The sequence below is a fragment of the Bacillus sp. ME78 genome (genome assembly GCF_903970865.1).
In the GTDB taxonomy this organism is placed as follows: Bacteria; Bacillota; Bacilli; order Bacillales; family Bacillaceae_G; genus Bacillus_A; species Bacillus_A cereus.
Genome location: NZ_CAJCKK010000029.1, coordinates 21,201 through 36,687 on the forward strand (window position 1 = coordinate 21,201; position 15,487 = coordinate 36,687).

Sequence of the window (15,487 nt, forward strand, 5' to 3'; positions counted from 1 at the left end):
GAAAAAGACTACGCTAATAGCAGTAGTTGTATTTATTTGTGATTTTGCACAAATTTTTTTGTGCATTTATAATACTCATGATTTGAGGGGTGAAGCAGTTGACAGGTCAACTAGTTCAATACGGACGCCACCGCCAACGAAGAAGTTATGCCCGTATTAGTGAAGTATTAGAGTTACCAAATCTTATCGAAATTCAAACCTCTTCTTATCAGTGGTTTCTTGATGAGGGTTTGCGAGAAATGTTCCAAGACATTTCTCCGATTGAAGACTTTACGGGAAATCTATCGCTTGAATTTATCGACTACAGCTTAGGTGAACCTAAATACTCTGTAGACGAATGCAAAGAGCGTGATGTGACGTATGCAGCACCACTTCGTGTAAAAGTGCGTCTAATCAACAAGGAAACTGGTGAAGTAAAAGAACAAGATGTGTTCATGGGAGATTTCCCACTCATGACAGAGACTGGAACATTCGTAATTAACGGTGCAGAACGTGTTATCGTTTCCCAGTTAGTTCGCTCTCCAAGCGTATACTATAGTGGCAAAGTGGATAAAAACGGAAAACGTGGTTTTACTGCTACTGTAATTCCAAACCGCGGAGCTTGGTTAGAGTATGAGACAGATGCTAAGGATGTTGTATATGTGCGTATTGACCGTACGCGTAAACTTCCTGTAACTGTTTTGTTACGCGCATTAGGGTTTGGCTCTGATCAAGAAATCACCGAGCTTTTAGGTGATAACGAATACTTAAGCAACACATTAGAAAAAGACAACACAGATAGTACAGAAAAAGCATTGCTTGAAATTTATGAGCGTCTACGTCCTGGTGAACCACCAACAGTAGAAAATGCTAAGAGCTTACTTGTGTCTCGTTTCTTCGATCCAAAGCGCTACGATTTAGCAAATGTAGGTCGCTATAAGATCAACAAGAAGTTACACATTAAAAACAGATTGTTTAATCAACGTTTAGCTGAAACATTAGTGGATCCAGAAACTGGTGAAATTTTAGCGGCAGAAGGAACAATCTTAGATCGTCGTACACTTGATCGCATTTTACCTTACTTAGAGAAAAACATTGGATTCAAAACAGCGAAACCAATGGGTGGAGTGGTAGAAGGCGATGTTGAGCTGCAATCTATTAAGATTTATGCTCCTGAGTCGGAAGGCGAACGTGTAATTAATGTAATTGGTAATGCAAATATTACTCGTGATGTGAAACACATCACACCAGGTGATATCCTTGCTTCTATCAGTTACTTCTTCAACCTACTATACAAAGTAGGGGATACAGATGATATTGACCATTTAGGAAACCGTCGTCTGCGTTCTGTTGGAGAACTATTACAAAATCAATTCCGTATCGGTCTTTCTCGTATGGAACGTGTTGTTCGTGAGAGAATGTCGATCCAAGATACAAATGCAATTACACCACAGGCGCTAATTAATATTCGTCCTGTTATTGCATCTATTAAAGAGTTCTTCGGAAGTTCTCAGTTATCTCAGTTCATGGACCAAACAAATCCATTAGCAGAGTTAACTCACAAACGAAGACTATCTGCATTAGGACCTGGTGGTTTAACGCGTGAGCGCGCAGGCTTTGAAGTACGTGACGTTCATTACTCCCACTACGGTCGTATGTGTCCGATTGAAACACCAGAGGGACCAAACATCGGTTTGATTAACTCATTATCTTCGTTCGCGAAAGTAAATGAGTTTGGTTTCATTGAAACACCATATCGTCGTGTTGACCCAGAAACTGGTCTTGTAACAGGGCATGTTGATTATTTAACAGCAGATGAAGAAGATAACTATGTTGTAGCCCAAGCGAATATGAAATTATCTGATGAAGGTGAATTCCTAAGTGAAGATATCGTAGCTCGTTTCCGTGGTGAAAACATTGTCACAAATAGAGAACGCATCGACTACATGGATGTATCTCCAAAACAAGTAGTGTCGGCAGCGACAGCTTGTATTCCGTTCTTAGAAAACGATGACTCTAACCGCGCACTTATGGGAGCGAACATGCAACGTCAGGCGGTTCCGTTAATGAATCCGGAATCTCCGATTGTAGGTACAGGTATGGAGTACGTATCAGCAAAAGACTCAGGTGCTGCAGTAATCTGTAAACATCCTGGTGTTGTTGAGCGCGTAGAAGCACGTGAAGTTTGGGTACGTCGCTATGTAGAAGTTGACGGTCAAACAGTAAAAGGCGACTTAGATCGCTACAAAATGCAAAAATTCATTCGTTCTAACCAAGGAACTTGTTACAACCAACGTCCAATCGTAAGTGTTGGAAATGAAGTTGTAAAAGGTGAAATCCTTGCGGATGGTCCTTCTATGGAATTAGGTGAACTAGCACTTGGACGTAACGTGCTTGTTGGCTTCATGACTTGGGACGGTTATAACTACGAGGATGCGATCATCATGAGTGAGCGCCTTGTAAAAGATGATGTGTACACTTCTATTCATATTGAAGAATATGAATCAGAAGCTCGTGATACGAAGCTTGGACCAGAAGAAATTACACGTGACATTCCAAACGTTGGGGAAGACGCATTACGTAACCTTGACGAGCGCGGTATCATTCGCGTTGGTGCTGAAGTAAAAGATGGAGATTTACTTGTTGGTAAAGTAACACCTAAAGGTGTAACAGAATTAACAGCTGAAGAACGTCTATTACATGCTATCTTTGGAGAAAAAGCGCGTGAAGTACGTGATACATCACTACGTGTACCACACGGTGGTGGCGGTATTATCTTAGACGTAAAAGTATTCAACCGTGAAGATGGCGATGAATTGCCACCAGGCGTGAATCAACTTGTACGTGCATATATCGTTCAAAAACGTAAAATTTCTGAAGGTGACAAGATGGCCGGACGTCACGGTAACAAAGGTGTTATTTCTCGTATTTTACCAGAAGAAGATATGCCTTACTTACCAGACGGTACGCCAATCGATATCATGTTAAACCCATTAGGGGTACCATCTCGTATGAATATCGGTCAGGTATTAGAGCTTCATCTTGGTATGGCAGCAAGATACCTGGGCATTCACATTGCAACACCAGTATTTGATGGCGCTCGTGAGGAAGATGTTTGGGGCACAATTGAAGAAGCTGGTATGGCAAATGACGCGAAAACAATCCTGTATGACGGACGTACTGGTGAACCATTCGATAACCGCGTATCTGTTGGTGTCATGTATATGATCAAACTTGCGCACATGGTTGACGATAAACTTCATGCTCGTTCTACTGGACCATACTCACTTGTAACGCAGCAACCTCTTGGAGGTAAAGCTCAGTTCGGTGGACAGCGTTTCGGTGAGATGGAGGTTTGGGCACTTGAAGCTTACGGTGCTGCTTATACTCTTCAAGAAATCTTAACAGTGAAGTCTGATGATGTTGTTGGACGTGTTAAGACTTATGAAGCAATTGTTAAAGGCGAAAATGTTCCAGAACCAGGCGTTCCTGAATCATTCAAAGTATTGATTAAAGAGCTGCAAAGTTTAGGTATGGACGTTAAAATGATGTCTAGCGACGATACAGAAATTGAAATGCGTGATACAGAAGATGACGATGATCATCAATCAGCAGATAAATTGAATGTCGAAGTTGAGACAACTAAGGAATAATTGGGATAACCTGTAGACTAAAAGGGAGGTAGGCCCCTTGATAGATGTAAATAACTTTGAATATATGAAGATTGGACTTGCTTCACCTGACAAGATTCGTTCTTGGTCATACGGTGAAGTTAAGAAACCAGAAACTATTAACTATCGTACGTTAAAGCCTGAAAAAGATGGCTTGTTCTGTGAGCGTATTTTCGGACCACAAAAGGACTGGGAATGTCATTGCGGAAAATACAAACGTGTACGTTATAAAGGTGTAGTTTGTGATCGATGTGGCGTTGAAGTAACGCGTGCAAAAGTACGTCGTGAACGTATGGGTCATATTGAATTAGCTGCTCCTGTATCTCATATTTGGTATTTCAAAGGTATCCCGAGCCGCATGGGACTTGTCTTAGACATGTCCCCTCGCGCGCTTGAAGAAGTAATTTATTTCGCTTCTTATGTTGTAACAGAAAGTGGAGATACACCACTTGATAAGAAGCAATTACTTTCTGAAAAAGAATACCGTGCATATCGTGATCGATATGGTAGCACATTCCAAGCTGCTATGGGTGCAGAAGCGATTAAAAAGCTACTACAAGACATTGATTTAGATAAAGAAGTAGACTTCTTAAAAGAAGAATTAAAAACAGCACAAGGACAACGCCGTACTCGTGCTATTAAACGTCTAGAAGTATTAGAAGCATTCCGTAACTCTGGAAATGAACCATCTTGGATGATCTTAGATGTTCTACCAGTTATCCCACCAGAACTACGCCCAATGGTACAGTTAGATGGTGGACGTTTTGCTACTTCTGACTTAAACGACTTATATCGTCGTGTAATTAACCGTAACAACCGTTTAAAACGTCTATTGGACCTAGGTGCTCCAAGCATCATCGTTCAAAACGAAAAACGTATGTTACAAGAAGCTGTAGATGCATTAATTGATAATGGTCGTCGTGGCCGTCCAGTAACTGGACCGGGTAACCGTCCATTAAAATCATTATCTCACATGCTTAAAGGTAAACAAGGACGTTTCCGTCAAAACTTATTAGGTAAACGTGTTGACTACTCTGGCCGTTCTGTAATCGTTGTAGGACCGAACTTAAAGATGTACCAATGTGGATTACCGAAAGAAATGGCGCTTGAACTGTTCAAACCTTTTGTTATGAAAGAGTTAGTTGGAAAAGGGTTAGCACACAACATTAAGAGTGCGAAACGTAAAATTGAGCGTGTACACCCTGAAGTTTGGGACGTTTTAGAATCTGTGATTAAAGAACATCCAGTACTTCTAAACCGCGCACCAACACTTCACCGTCTTGGTATCCAGGCGTTTGAACCTACATTAGTAGAAGGTCGCGCAATTCGTCTTCACCCACTTGTATGTACTGCATACAACGCGGACTTTGACGGTGACCAAATGGCGGTTCACGTTCCGTTATCATCAGAGGCACAAGCAGAAGCTCGTATTCTTATGTTAGCGGCACAAAACATCTTGAATCCAAAAGACGGAAAACCAGTTGTTACTCCATCTCAGGATATGGTATTAGGTAACTACTACTTAACACTTGAGCGTGAAGGCGCAATCGGTGAAGGTATGGTCTTCAAAGATGCAAACGAAGCAATACTTGCATATCAAAATGGATATGTACATCTGCACACACGTGTTGCAGTTGCTGCAAGTTCAGTAAATAACGTAACGTTTACTGAAGAGCAAAAAGGTAAGCTTCTATTAACAACAGTTGGTAAATTAATATTTAACGAAATCTTACCAGAGTCGTTCCCTTATATTAATGAACCGACAAACTCAAACCTTGAAAAAGAAACACCAGCGGAATATTTCGTTGAAAAAGGTGCGAACATTAAAGAAATTATTGCTAGTCGCGAAGAAGTGGCGCCATTTAGCAAGAAGATCCTTGGTAACATCATTGCGGAAGTGTTCAAACGTTTCCAAATTACAGAAACGTCTCGCATGCTTGACCGTATGAAAAACTTAGGGTTCAAGTACTCTACAAAAGCTGGTATTACAGTTGGGGTATCTGACATTCTTGTATTAGGCGAAAAAGATGAAATTCTCCACGAAGCACAAGCAAAAGTAGATAATGTAATTAAACAATTCCGTCGCGGTTTAATCACGGAAGAAGAACGTTACGATCGCGTTATCTCTATTTGGAGTAATGCAAAAGATGTTATCCAAGGAAAACTGATGAAATCCTTGAATAAACGCAATCCAATCTTCATGATGAGTGACTCAGGTGCCCGTGGTAACGCATCTAACTTTACTCAGCTTGCTGGTATGCGTGGTCTGATGGCCAATCCATCTGGTCGTATCATCGAACTTCCAATCAAATCGAGTTTCCGTGAAGGTTTAACAGTACTTGAGTACTTCATCTCTACGCATGGTGCGCGTAAAGGTCTTGCCGATACAGCACTTAAAACTGCCGATTCTGGTTACTTAACACGTCGTCTTGTAGACGTTGCACAAGATGTAATTGTCCGTGAAGATGATTGTGGAACAGATCGTGGTCTATTAATTGGTGCGATTAAAGAGGGTAATGAAGTAATTGAGTCATTATATGATCGTCTTGTTGGACGTTTTGCAAGAAAAACTGTAAAACATCCTGAAACAGGTGAAGTATTAGTTAGTGAAAACCAATTAATTACTGAAGATATCGCTCATATCGTTGAAAATTCGGGTGTTGAAACTGTAAATATTCGTTCAGCGTTTACGTGTAACACTCGCCATGGTGTATGTAAGAAGTGTTACGGTCGTAACTTAGCAACTGGTACAGACGTAGAAGTAGGAGAAGCGGTAGGTATTATCGCAGCTCAATCTATCGGTGAGCCAGGTACACAGTTAACGATGCGTACATTCCATACAGGTGGGGTTGCCGGAGATGATATCACTCAAGGTTTACCTCGTATCCAAGAGATCTTCGAAGCTCGTAATCCGAAAGGTCAGGCAGTTATCAGTGAAATCGACGGTGTTATCGCAGCGATCAACGATGTTAAAGATCGCCAAGAAGTAGTTGTACAGGGTGAAGTTGAAGCTCGTACGTATGCTATTCCTTACGGTGCTCGTCTGAAAGTAACTCCAGGACAGCCGATTAGCCACGGTAAAGAGTTAACAGAAGGTTCTATTGATCCGAAAGAATTACTAAAAGTAACGGACATTACAGCAGTTCAAGAATACTTATTACGTGAAGTTCAAAAAGTATACCGTATGCAAGGGGTAGAAATTGGTGACAAACACGTAGAGGTAATGGTACGTCAAATGCTACGTAAAGTTCGTGTAAGTGATGCAGGTGAAACAGACGTATTACCAGGAACATTACTAGATATCCATCAGTTTACTGATGCGAATGCGAAGGTGTTACTGAAAGGTAAACAACCAGCGACAGCTAGACCTGTTCTACTTGGTATTACAAAAGCTTCACTTGAAACTGATTCATTCTTATCTGCAGCATCATTCCAAGAAACAACTCGTGTCTTAACTGATGCAGCAATTAAAGGTAAACGTGATGAGCTTCTAGGATTGAAAGAGAACGTTATTATCGGTAAACTTGTTCCTGCTGGAACAGGTATGAATCGTTATCGCAAAGTGGATCTTGTAAAAACAACACAAGATAACATGAATGTAGAAAACGATGAGATTTATGTGGAACAGTAAAATTTTCCGTCGTAAATTTTGTATAAAAACATCTAATCCTAGTTGACATTGTATGAGTCAAAATGTTACTATAATCAAGGTTGCTCCTGAACGATGCTTTGGAGGATATTTATATGTCTTATCAAAAAGTGTCAAATGCTGAAAATGTAGTCGTTGGTCATAAACGCACATTGGAAGCAATCAAAAATGGTATAGTTAAAGAAGTTGTTATTGCAGAAGATGCTGATGTGCGGTTAACCCATATTATCATTCGCACTGCTTTGCAACATAACATACCCATAACAAAGGTTGAATCAGTTCGTAAGCTTGGAAAAGTTTCGGGGATTCAAGTGGGAGCTTCAGCAATAGGAATAATAAGTTAAAACTGTTTTTGTGAGGAGAGAGCATTTGCTCTTCCTTGCAAAAACTTTGTTTTCAACTAATAATGAACCACCTGGATATGTGGTCATACAAACATGCGAAGGGAGGATAATCAAATGCCTACTATTAACCAATTAGTGAGAAATGGTCGTACTGATAAAGTATGGAAATCTAAATCACCTGCGTTAAACAAAGGATTTAACTCTTTAAAGAAAAAATCAACTGATATCTCTGCACCTCAAAAACGTGGTGTATGTACTCGTGTTGGTACAATGACTCCAAAGAAACCTAACTCAGCGTTACGTAAATACGCTCGTGTACGTTTAACAAACGGTATTGAAGTTACAGCTTACATCCCAGGTATCGGTCATAACTTACAAGAGCATAGCGTAGTATTAATTCGCGGTGGTCGAGTAAAGGATTTACCAGGGGTACGTTACCACATCGTTCGTGGAGCGCTTGATACAGCTGGTGTTGACAAACGTATGCAAGGACGTTCTAAATATGGTACTAAGCGACCAAAACCTGCTAAAAAATAATAAACTTATAATGAAAGGAGGAACTCAATATGCCTCGTAAAGGACCTGTTGCGAAACGTGACGTGTTACCAGATCCAATGTACAATTCTAAGCTAGTAACACGCCTTATCAACAAAATGATGGTTGACGGTAAAAAAGGTAAATCTCAAACAATTCTTTATAACGCTTTCGATATCGTTCGTGAACGTTCAGATAAAGAACCAATGGAAGTATTCGAGCAAGCTCTTAAGAACATCATGCCTGTTCTTGAAGTACGCGCTCGTCGTGTTGGTGGTGCTAACTACCAAGTTCCAGTTGAGGTTCGTCCAGAACGCCGTACAACTTTAGGTCTTCGCTGGTTAGTAAACTATGCTCGTCTTCGTGGTGAAAAAACTATGGAAGAGCGTCTAGCTTACGAAATCTTAGATGCAGCTAACAACGCTGGTGCATCTGTTAAGAAACGTGAAGACACTCATAAAATGGCAGAAGCTAACAAAGCATTTGCTCATTACCGTTGGTAGGATTCAACGTAAAATAAATGTATGCATAAACCGCTTTATTTGTCGCTTATGGAAGTGTGGAGAGGGAGAATGCCTCTCCCTTTCGTTGGGCGCTCGTTTTACATAATGAGGGTACTGGACACTGGCATATGTAACAATATAAAGTGGCTTTTTTGCTACTTAAAATAAAAAATCCAATCCATATATGGAAGGAGCAAGACACCAAATGACAAGAGAGTTCTCTTTAGAAAACACTCGTAATATTGGTATCATGGCTCACATCGATGCTGGTAAAACAACAGCAACTGAGCGTATTCTGTATTACACAGGACGTATTCATAAAATCGGTGAAACTCATGAAGGTGCATCTCAGATGGACTGGATGGAGCAAGAGCAAGAGCGTGGTATCACAATTACTTCTGCTGCAACTACAGCTCAATGGAAAGGTCACCGTGTAAACATCATTGACACTCCAGGACACGTAGACTTCACAGTAGAAGTAGAACGTTCTTTACGCGTACTTGATGGTGCGGTAGCAGTACTTGATGCACAATCTGGTGTAGAACCACAAACAGAAACTGTTTGGCGTCAGGCTACTACTTACGGTGTACCTCGTATCGTATTCGTTAACAAAATGGATAAGATCGGTGCAGATTTCTTATACTCTGTAGGAACAATCCACGATCGTTTACAAGCAAACGCACATCCAATTCAGTTACCAATCGGTGCTGAAGATGAGTTCAATGGTATCATTGACCTTGTTGAAGAGTGTGCTTACATGTACGGTAACGATTTAGGAACAGACATCGAGCGTGTCGAAATTCCTGAAGAGCACAAAGAACTAGCTGAAGAATACCGCGGAAAGCTTATTGAAGCGGTAGCTGAGCTTGATGAAGAAATGATGATGAAGTACCTAGAAGGTGAAGAAATCACTGTAGAAGAGCTTAAAGCTGGTATCCGTAAGGCTACAACTTCTGTAGAATTCTTCCCAGTAATCTGTGGTTCTGCATTCAAAAACAAAGGTGTTCAAATTCTGTTAGACGCAGTTATCGACTACCTACCATCTCCATTAGATGTACCTGCTATTAAAGGTACTCTTCCGGATACAGATGAAGAAATCGAACGTAAGTCTAGCGATGAAGAACCATTCGCAGCTTTAGCATTCAAAATCATGACTGACCCTTATGTTGGTAAGTTAACGTTCTTCCGTGTGTACTCTGGTGTGTTAAACTCTGGATCATACGTGAAAAACTCAACTAAAGGTAAGCGTGAGCGTGTAGGACGTATCCTACAAATGCACGCTAACAGCCGTGAAGAGATTTCAACAGTTTACGCTGGTGATATCGCTGCTGCTGTAGGTTTAAAAGATACTACTACTGGTGATACTCTTTGTGACGAGAAGAGCCTTGTTATCCTTGAGTCTATGGAATTCCCAGAGCCAGTTATCTCTGTAGCTATCGAACCAAAATCTAAAGCTGACCAAGATAAAATGGGTACAGCATTATCTAAGCTTTCTGAAGAAGATCCAACATTCCGTGCTCACACTGACCAAGAAACTGGCCAAACTATCATCGCTGGTATGGGTGAACTTCACCTTGATATCATCGTTGACCGTATGCGCCGTGAATTCAAAGTCGAAGCAAACGTTGGTGCTCCTCAGGTAGCATACCGTGAAACTTTCCGCGCTGCTGCGAAAGTTGAAGGTAAGTTTGCTCGTCAATCTGGTGGACGTGGACAATTCGGTCACGTTTGGATTGAGTTTGCACCTAACGAAGAAGGTAAAGGATTTGAATTCGAAAACAAAATCGTCGGCGGTGTAGTTCCACGTGAATACATCCCAGCTGTTGGAGCGGGTCTTGAAGACTCACTTAAAAATGGTGTACTAGCTGGTTATCCACTAGTTGACATTAAAGCAGCATTAGTTGACGGTTCTTACCATGATGTCGATTCATCTGAGATGGCGTTCAAAATCGCTGCATCAATGGCACTTAAAGCTGCGGTTTCTAAATGTAACCCAGTAATTCTTGAGCCAATGATGAAAGTTGAAGTTGTAATTCCTGAAGAGTACATGGGAGACATCATGGGTGACGTAACATCTCGTCGTGGACGTGTAGAAGGTATGGAAGCTCGCGGTAACGCACAAGTTGTTCGCGCTATGGTTCCACTTTCTGAAATGTTCGGTTATGCGACAGCATTACGTTCTAACACTCAAGGACGCGGAACATTCTCAATGACATTTGATCATTATGAAGAAGTACCGAAGTCTGTTTCAGAAGAAATTATTAAAAAAAATAAAGGCGAATAATTGATTTTTATCAATTGTTCGAGTATAACTACTTATGTAAGCTTAGAAAGTGGGACGTAAGTTTCGCTTTCTAGTCTAAATATAAAATAACCTATATAAACTAAGGAGGAATTTAGAATGGCTAAAGCTAAATTCGAACGTTCTAAACCCCATGTTAACATCGGTACAATCGGCCACGTTGACCATGGTAAAACTACATTAACTGCTGCAATCACTACAGTTCTTGCAAAAGCTGGTGGTGCTGAAGCACGCGGATACGATCAAATCGACGCTGCTCCAGAAGAAAGAGAGCGCGGAATCACAATCTCAACTGCACACGTTGAGTACGAAACTGAAACTCGTCACTATGCACACGTTGACTGCCCAGGTCACGCTGACTATGTTAAAAACATGATCACTGGTGCTGCTCAAATGGACGGCGGTATCTTAGTAGTATCTGCTGCTGATGGCCCAATGCCTCAAACACGTGAGCACATCCTTCTTTCTCGTCAAGTAGGTGTTCCTTACATCGTTGTATTCTTAAACAAATGCGACATGGTAGACGACGAAGAATTATTAGAATTAGTAGAAATGGAAGTTCGTGACCTATTATCTGAATACGGATTCCCAGGCGACGACATTCCTGTAATCAAAGGTTCTGCTCTTAAAGCTCTTCAAGGAGAAGCTGATTGGGAAGCAAAAATCATTGAATTAATGACTGAAGTTGATGCTTACATCCCAACTCCAGAACGTGAAACTGACAAACCATTCTTAATGCCTATCGAGGATGTATTCTCTATCACAGGTCGTGGTACAGTTGCAACTGGTCGTGTAGAGCGCGGAATCGTTAAAGTTGGTGACGTAGTAGAAATCATCGGTCTTGCTGAAGAGAATGCTTCTACAACTGTAACTGGTGTAGAAATGTTCCGTAAACTTCTTGACCAAGCTCAAGCTGGAGACAACATCGGTGCTCTTCTTCGTGGGGTTGCTCGTGAAGACATCCAACGTGGACAAGTTCTTGCTAAAACTGGCTCTGTAAAAGCACACGCTAAATTCAAAGCTGAAGTTTTCGTATTATCTAAAGAAGAAGGTGGACGTCACACTCCATTCTTCGCTAACTACCGTCCTCAGTTCTACTTCCGTACAACTGACGTAACTGGTATCATCCAATTACCAGAAGGTACTGAAATGGTAATGCCTGGTGACAACATCGAAATGACTATCGAACTTATCGCTCCAATCGCTATCGAAGAGGGAACTAAATTCTCTATTCGTGAAGGTGGACGTACAGTAGGTTACGGTGTAGTTGCTACTATCGTTGAGTAATCTTAGCTGATATAAAAAAACCTAAGGGATTTTCCCTTAGGTTTTTTGTTTGCGTTTATATAAAGAAGAAGAGTGTGTTTTTTTGTTTTGACGAGTTTCTTCTATAGTAATATAAAAACAACAAAAGATAATCCAGAAACTGTAAAACGAATTCTGTTAGATGAAAACTTGAAATTCTTTAAAGTGCCATGTATAATAGCAAAAGTAGAGAAAAGCAGATGCAAACAAAAAGATGCTTGCATCTAGACGAATAACATTGTATAATAGACAATGTTGGTCTTTGACTGCGATGAAGTGGAAGGTTGCTGACACACCCGGCCGCTTTGCCATGGCATGGTGTGGGGAAATTTCCATGGAGAAGGTCTATTTTAGAAATAGGCGAACGAAGGAGGGAAAATAATGGCAAAAGAAAAAATTCGTATCCGTTTAAAAGCTTATGATCACCGTATTCTTGATCAATCAGCTGAGAAAATTGTAGAAACAGCTAAGCGTTCTGGGGCAACAGTTTCTGGTCCGATCCCATTACCAACTGAGAAGACTATTTACACAATTCTTCGTGCTGTTCATAAGTACAAAGATTCTCGTGAGCAATTTGAAATGCGCACACACAAACGTTTAATCGATATCGTGAGTCCTACTCCACAAACAGTAGATTCATTAATGCGTTTAGACTTACCGTCTGGTGTAGATATCGAAATCAAACTATAAATTATATAACTTAAAAATGTAGGAGGTGTAACTCATGACCAAAGGAATCTTAGGAAGAAAGATCGGTATGACTCAAGTATTTGCTGAGAACGGTGAGTTAATCCCAGTAACAGTTATCGCTGCTAATCCAAACGTTGTTCTTCAAAAGAAAACAACTGAAACTGATGGCTACAATGCAATCCAGTTAGGATTTGAAGATAAACGTGAAAAGTTAACTAACAAACCTGAACAAGGCCACACTGCTAAAGCATCTACAACTCCTAAGCGCTTCATTCGCGAAATCCGCGATGCAGACGTGGACGGATTAGAGGTTGGTCAAGAGGTAAAAGTTGAAGTTTTCGCTGCAGGTGAAATCGTTGACGTAACAGGAATTTCTAAAGGTAAAGGTTTCCAAGGTGTTATCAAACGCCACGGACAATCTCGCGGACCTATGTCTCATGGTTCTCGCTATCACCGTCGTCCAGGTTCAATGGGCCCAGTTGCTCCGAACCGTGTATTCAAAGGCAAAAAACTTGCTGGACGTATGGGTGGAGACCAAGTTACTATCCAAAACTTAGAAATCGTTCAAGTTGACACTGAGCGCAACTTATTACTAGTAAAAGGTAACGTTCCAGGTGCTAAGAAATCTCTTGTAGTTGTTCAAGGCGCTGTGAAGGTTAGCAAATAATTCACAATAGGAAGGAGGAATTCCAATGCCAAAAGTTACTGTATATAACCAAACTGGTTCACAGGTTGGTGAAATCGAATTAGCTGAAGCTATTTTCGGTATCGAACCAAATGAAGCTGTACTTTTCGAAGCTGTAATGATGCAACGTGCATCTTTACGTCAAGGTACACACAAAGTAAAAACTCGCTCTGAAGTTCGCGGTGGTGGTCGTAAACCATGGCGTCAAAAAGGAACTGGACGTGCTCGTCAAGGGTCTATCCGCTCTCCTCAATGGCGTGGTGGTGGTACGGTATTCGGACCTACACCAAGAAGCTATGCGTACAAACTTCCTAAGAAAGTTCGTCGTTTAGCAATCAAATCTGCATTAGCTACTAAAGTAGTTGAGAACAACATTGTAGTTCTTGAAGACCTAGTGTTAAATGCACCAAAAACAAAAGACATGCTAGCAGTACTTAAAGGATTAACTGTTGAGAAGAAAGCTCTTATCGTAACTGCTGATGCAAACGAATCTGTAGAGTTATCTGCTCGCAATATCCCTGGAGTAACAGTAATCACTGCTGATGGCGTAAACGTTTTAGACGTGCTTCATCATGATAAGCTAATCATGACAAAAGCGGCAGTGGAAAAAGTAGAGGAGGTGCTTGCATAATGAGAGATCCTCGTGATATCATTAAGCGCCCAGTTATCACTGAACGTTCTATGGAAATGATGGCTGAAAAAAAATACACGTTCGATGTGGACGTTAAATCTAATAAAACAGAAGTTAAAGATGCTCTTGAAGCGATCTTTGGTGTTAAAGTAGAAAAAGTGAACATCATGAACTACAAGCCGAAAGCAAAACGCGTTGGTCGTCACGCTGGTTTTACTAGCCGTCGTCGTAAAGCAATCGTTAAGCTAACTGCTGACAGCAAAGAAATCGAAATCTTCCAAGGCGTTTAATTCTTACTAAAGAAGGAGGGAAATTGAGATGGGAATTAAAAAGTATAATCCAACTACTAACGGTCGTCGTAATATGACTACGAATGATTTCGCTGAAATCACGACTGACAGACCCGAAAAGTCATTACTTGCTCCTTTAAGCAAGAAGGCTGGTCGTAATAACCAAGGTAAAATTACTGTACGTCATCAAGGTGGCGGACATAAGCGTCAATACCGTATCATCGACTTTAAGCGTAACAAAGATGGAATTCCAGGACGCGTTGCTACGATCGAATACGATCCAAACCGCTCTGCGAATATCGCATTAATTAACTACGTTGACGGTGAAAAACGTTACATTCTTGCTCCTAAATCTTTAGAAGTAGGTATGGAAGTTATGTCTGGCCCAGAAGCTGACATCAAAATCGGTAACGCATTACCATTAATCAACATTCCAGTAGGTACTGTTGTTCATAACATCGAGCTTAAGCCTGGTCGTGGCGGACAATTAGTTCGTTCTGCTGGTACATCTGCTCAAGTACTTGGTAAAGAAGGTAAATACGTACTTGTACGTTTAACTTCTGGTGAAGTACGTCTTGTATTATCTGCTTGTCGCGCTTCAATCGGTCAAGTAGGTAACGAACAACACGAACTTATCAAAATCGGTAAAGCAGGTCGCTCTCGCTGGTTAGGTAAACGCCCAACAGTTCGTGGTTCTGTAATGAACCCGGTTGATCACCCACACGGTGGTGGTGAAGGACGTTCTCCAATCGGACGTAAGTCTCCAATGTCTCCATGGGGTAAACCAACTCTTGGATTCAAGACTCGTAAGAAAAACAAAGCGTCTGACAAATTCATCGTTCGTCGTCGTAAAAAATAATGGGATTGTAGTACGGTTCATTTCTAGAACCGTACGCCAATCACG

12 protein-coding genes are annotated in these 15,487 nt (G+C 41.0%); all 12 read left to right on the forward strand.

The features are described 5' to 3' along the window. Window positions 1–98 precede the first annotated feature (98 nt). The gene (gene rpoB / locus H6481_RS23165) at window positions 99–3,632 is read left to right on the forward strand and encodes a DNA-directed RNA polymerase subunit beta (protein ID WP_000147553.1); all 3,534 of its coding nucleotides are present in this window, start codon (window positions 99–101) and stop codon (window positions 3,630–3,632) included. A 37-nt stretch (window positions 3,633–3,669) separates the two neighbouring features. Next, on the forward strand, window positions 3,670–7,281 hold the full coding sequence (gene rpoC, locus H6481_RS23170) for a DNA-directed RNA polymerase subunit beta' (RefSeq protein WP_000567943.1): 3,612 nt from the start codon (window positions 3,670–3,672) through the stop codon (window positions 7,279–7,281). Window positions 7,282–7,394: 113 nt separating this feature from the next. Continuing rightward, entirely contained in the window at window positions 7,395–7,643 is a 249-nt protein-coding gene (locus tag H6481_RS23175) for a 50S ribosomal protein L7ae-like protein (RefSeq protein WP_000121831.1), read from the forward strand. 114 nt (window positions 7,644–7,757) lie between these two features. Then, window positions 7,758–8,180 carry a 30S ribosomal protein S12 gene (gene rpsL, locus H6481_RS23180; protein WP_001142341.1) on the forward strand — a complete coding sequence of 141 codons (423 nt, stop codon included), beginning with the start codon at window positions 7,758–7,760 and terminating at the stop codon, window positions 8,178–8,180. Window positions 8,181–8,209: 29 nt separating this feature from the next. Then, window positions 8,210–8,680 carry a 30S ribosomal protein S7 gene (gene rpsG / locus H6481_RS23185; RefSeq protein ID WP_001137492.1) on the forward strand — a complete coding sequence of 157 codons (471 nt, stop codon included), beginning with the start codon at window positions 8,210–8,212 and terminating at the stop codon, window positions 8,678–8,680. 205 nt (window positions 8,681–8,885) lie between these two features. Beyond that, the gene (gene fusA, locus H6481_RS23190; RefSeq protein WP_000196383.1) at window positions 8,886–10,964 is read left to right on the forward strand and encodes an elongation factor G; all 2,079 of its coding nucleotides are present in this window, start codon (window positions 8,886–8,888) and stop codon (window positions 10,962–10,964) included. Between the two features lie 117 nt (window positions 10,965–11,081). Beyond that, window positions 11,082–12,269 (forward strand): elongation factor Tu, encoded by a 1,188-nt coding sequence (tuf, locus tag H6481_RS23195; RefSeq protein ID WP_001029617.1) that lies wholly within the window; start codon window positions 11,082–11,084, stop codon window positions 12,267–12,269. 399 nt (window positions 12,270–12,668) lie between these two features. Continuing rightward, entirely contained in the window at window positions 12,669–12,977 is a 309-nt protein-coding gene (gene rpsJ / locus H6481_RS23200) for a 30S ribosomal protein S10 (protein ID WP_001040595.1), read from the forward strand. 34 nt (window positions 12,978–13,011) lie between these two features. After that, on the forward strand, window positions 13,012–13,644 hold the full coding sequence (rplC, locus tag H6481_RS23205; RefSeq protein ID WP_000160209.1) for a 50S ribosomal protein L3: 633 nt from the start codon (window positions 13,012–13,014) through the stop codon (window positions 13,642–13,644). Window positions 13,645–13,669: 25 nt separating this feature from the next. Further along, entirely contained in the window at window positions 13,670–14,293 is a 624-nt protein-coding gene (gene rplD / locus H6481_RS23210) for a 50S ribosomal protein L4 (RefSeq protein WP_001127258.1), read from the forward strand. Then, window positions 14,293–14,583: a 50S ribosomal protein L23 gene (gene rplW, locus H6481_RS23215; RefSeq protein ID WP_001205558.1), complete on the forward strand. Its 291-nt coding sequence runs from the start codon at window positions 14,293–14,295 to the stop codon at window positions 14,581–14,583. The genes rplD and rplW overlap by 1 nt, the downstream gene beginning before the upstream one ends. 28 nt (window positions 14,584–14,611) lie before the next feature. Beyond that, on the forward strand, window positions 14,612–15,442 hold the full coding sequence (gene rplB, locus H6481_RS23220; RefSeq protein WP_000511583.1) for a 50S ribosomal protein L2: 831 nt from the start codon (window positions 14,612–14,614) through the stop codon (window positions 15,440–15,442). Window positions 15,443–15,487 lie beyond the last annotated feature (45 nt).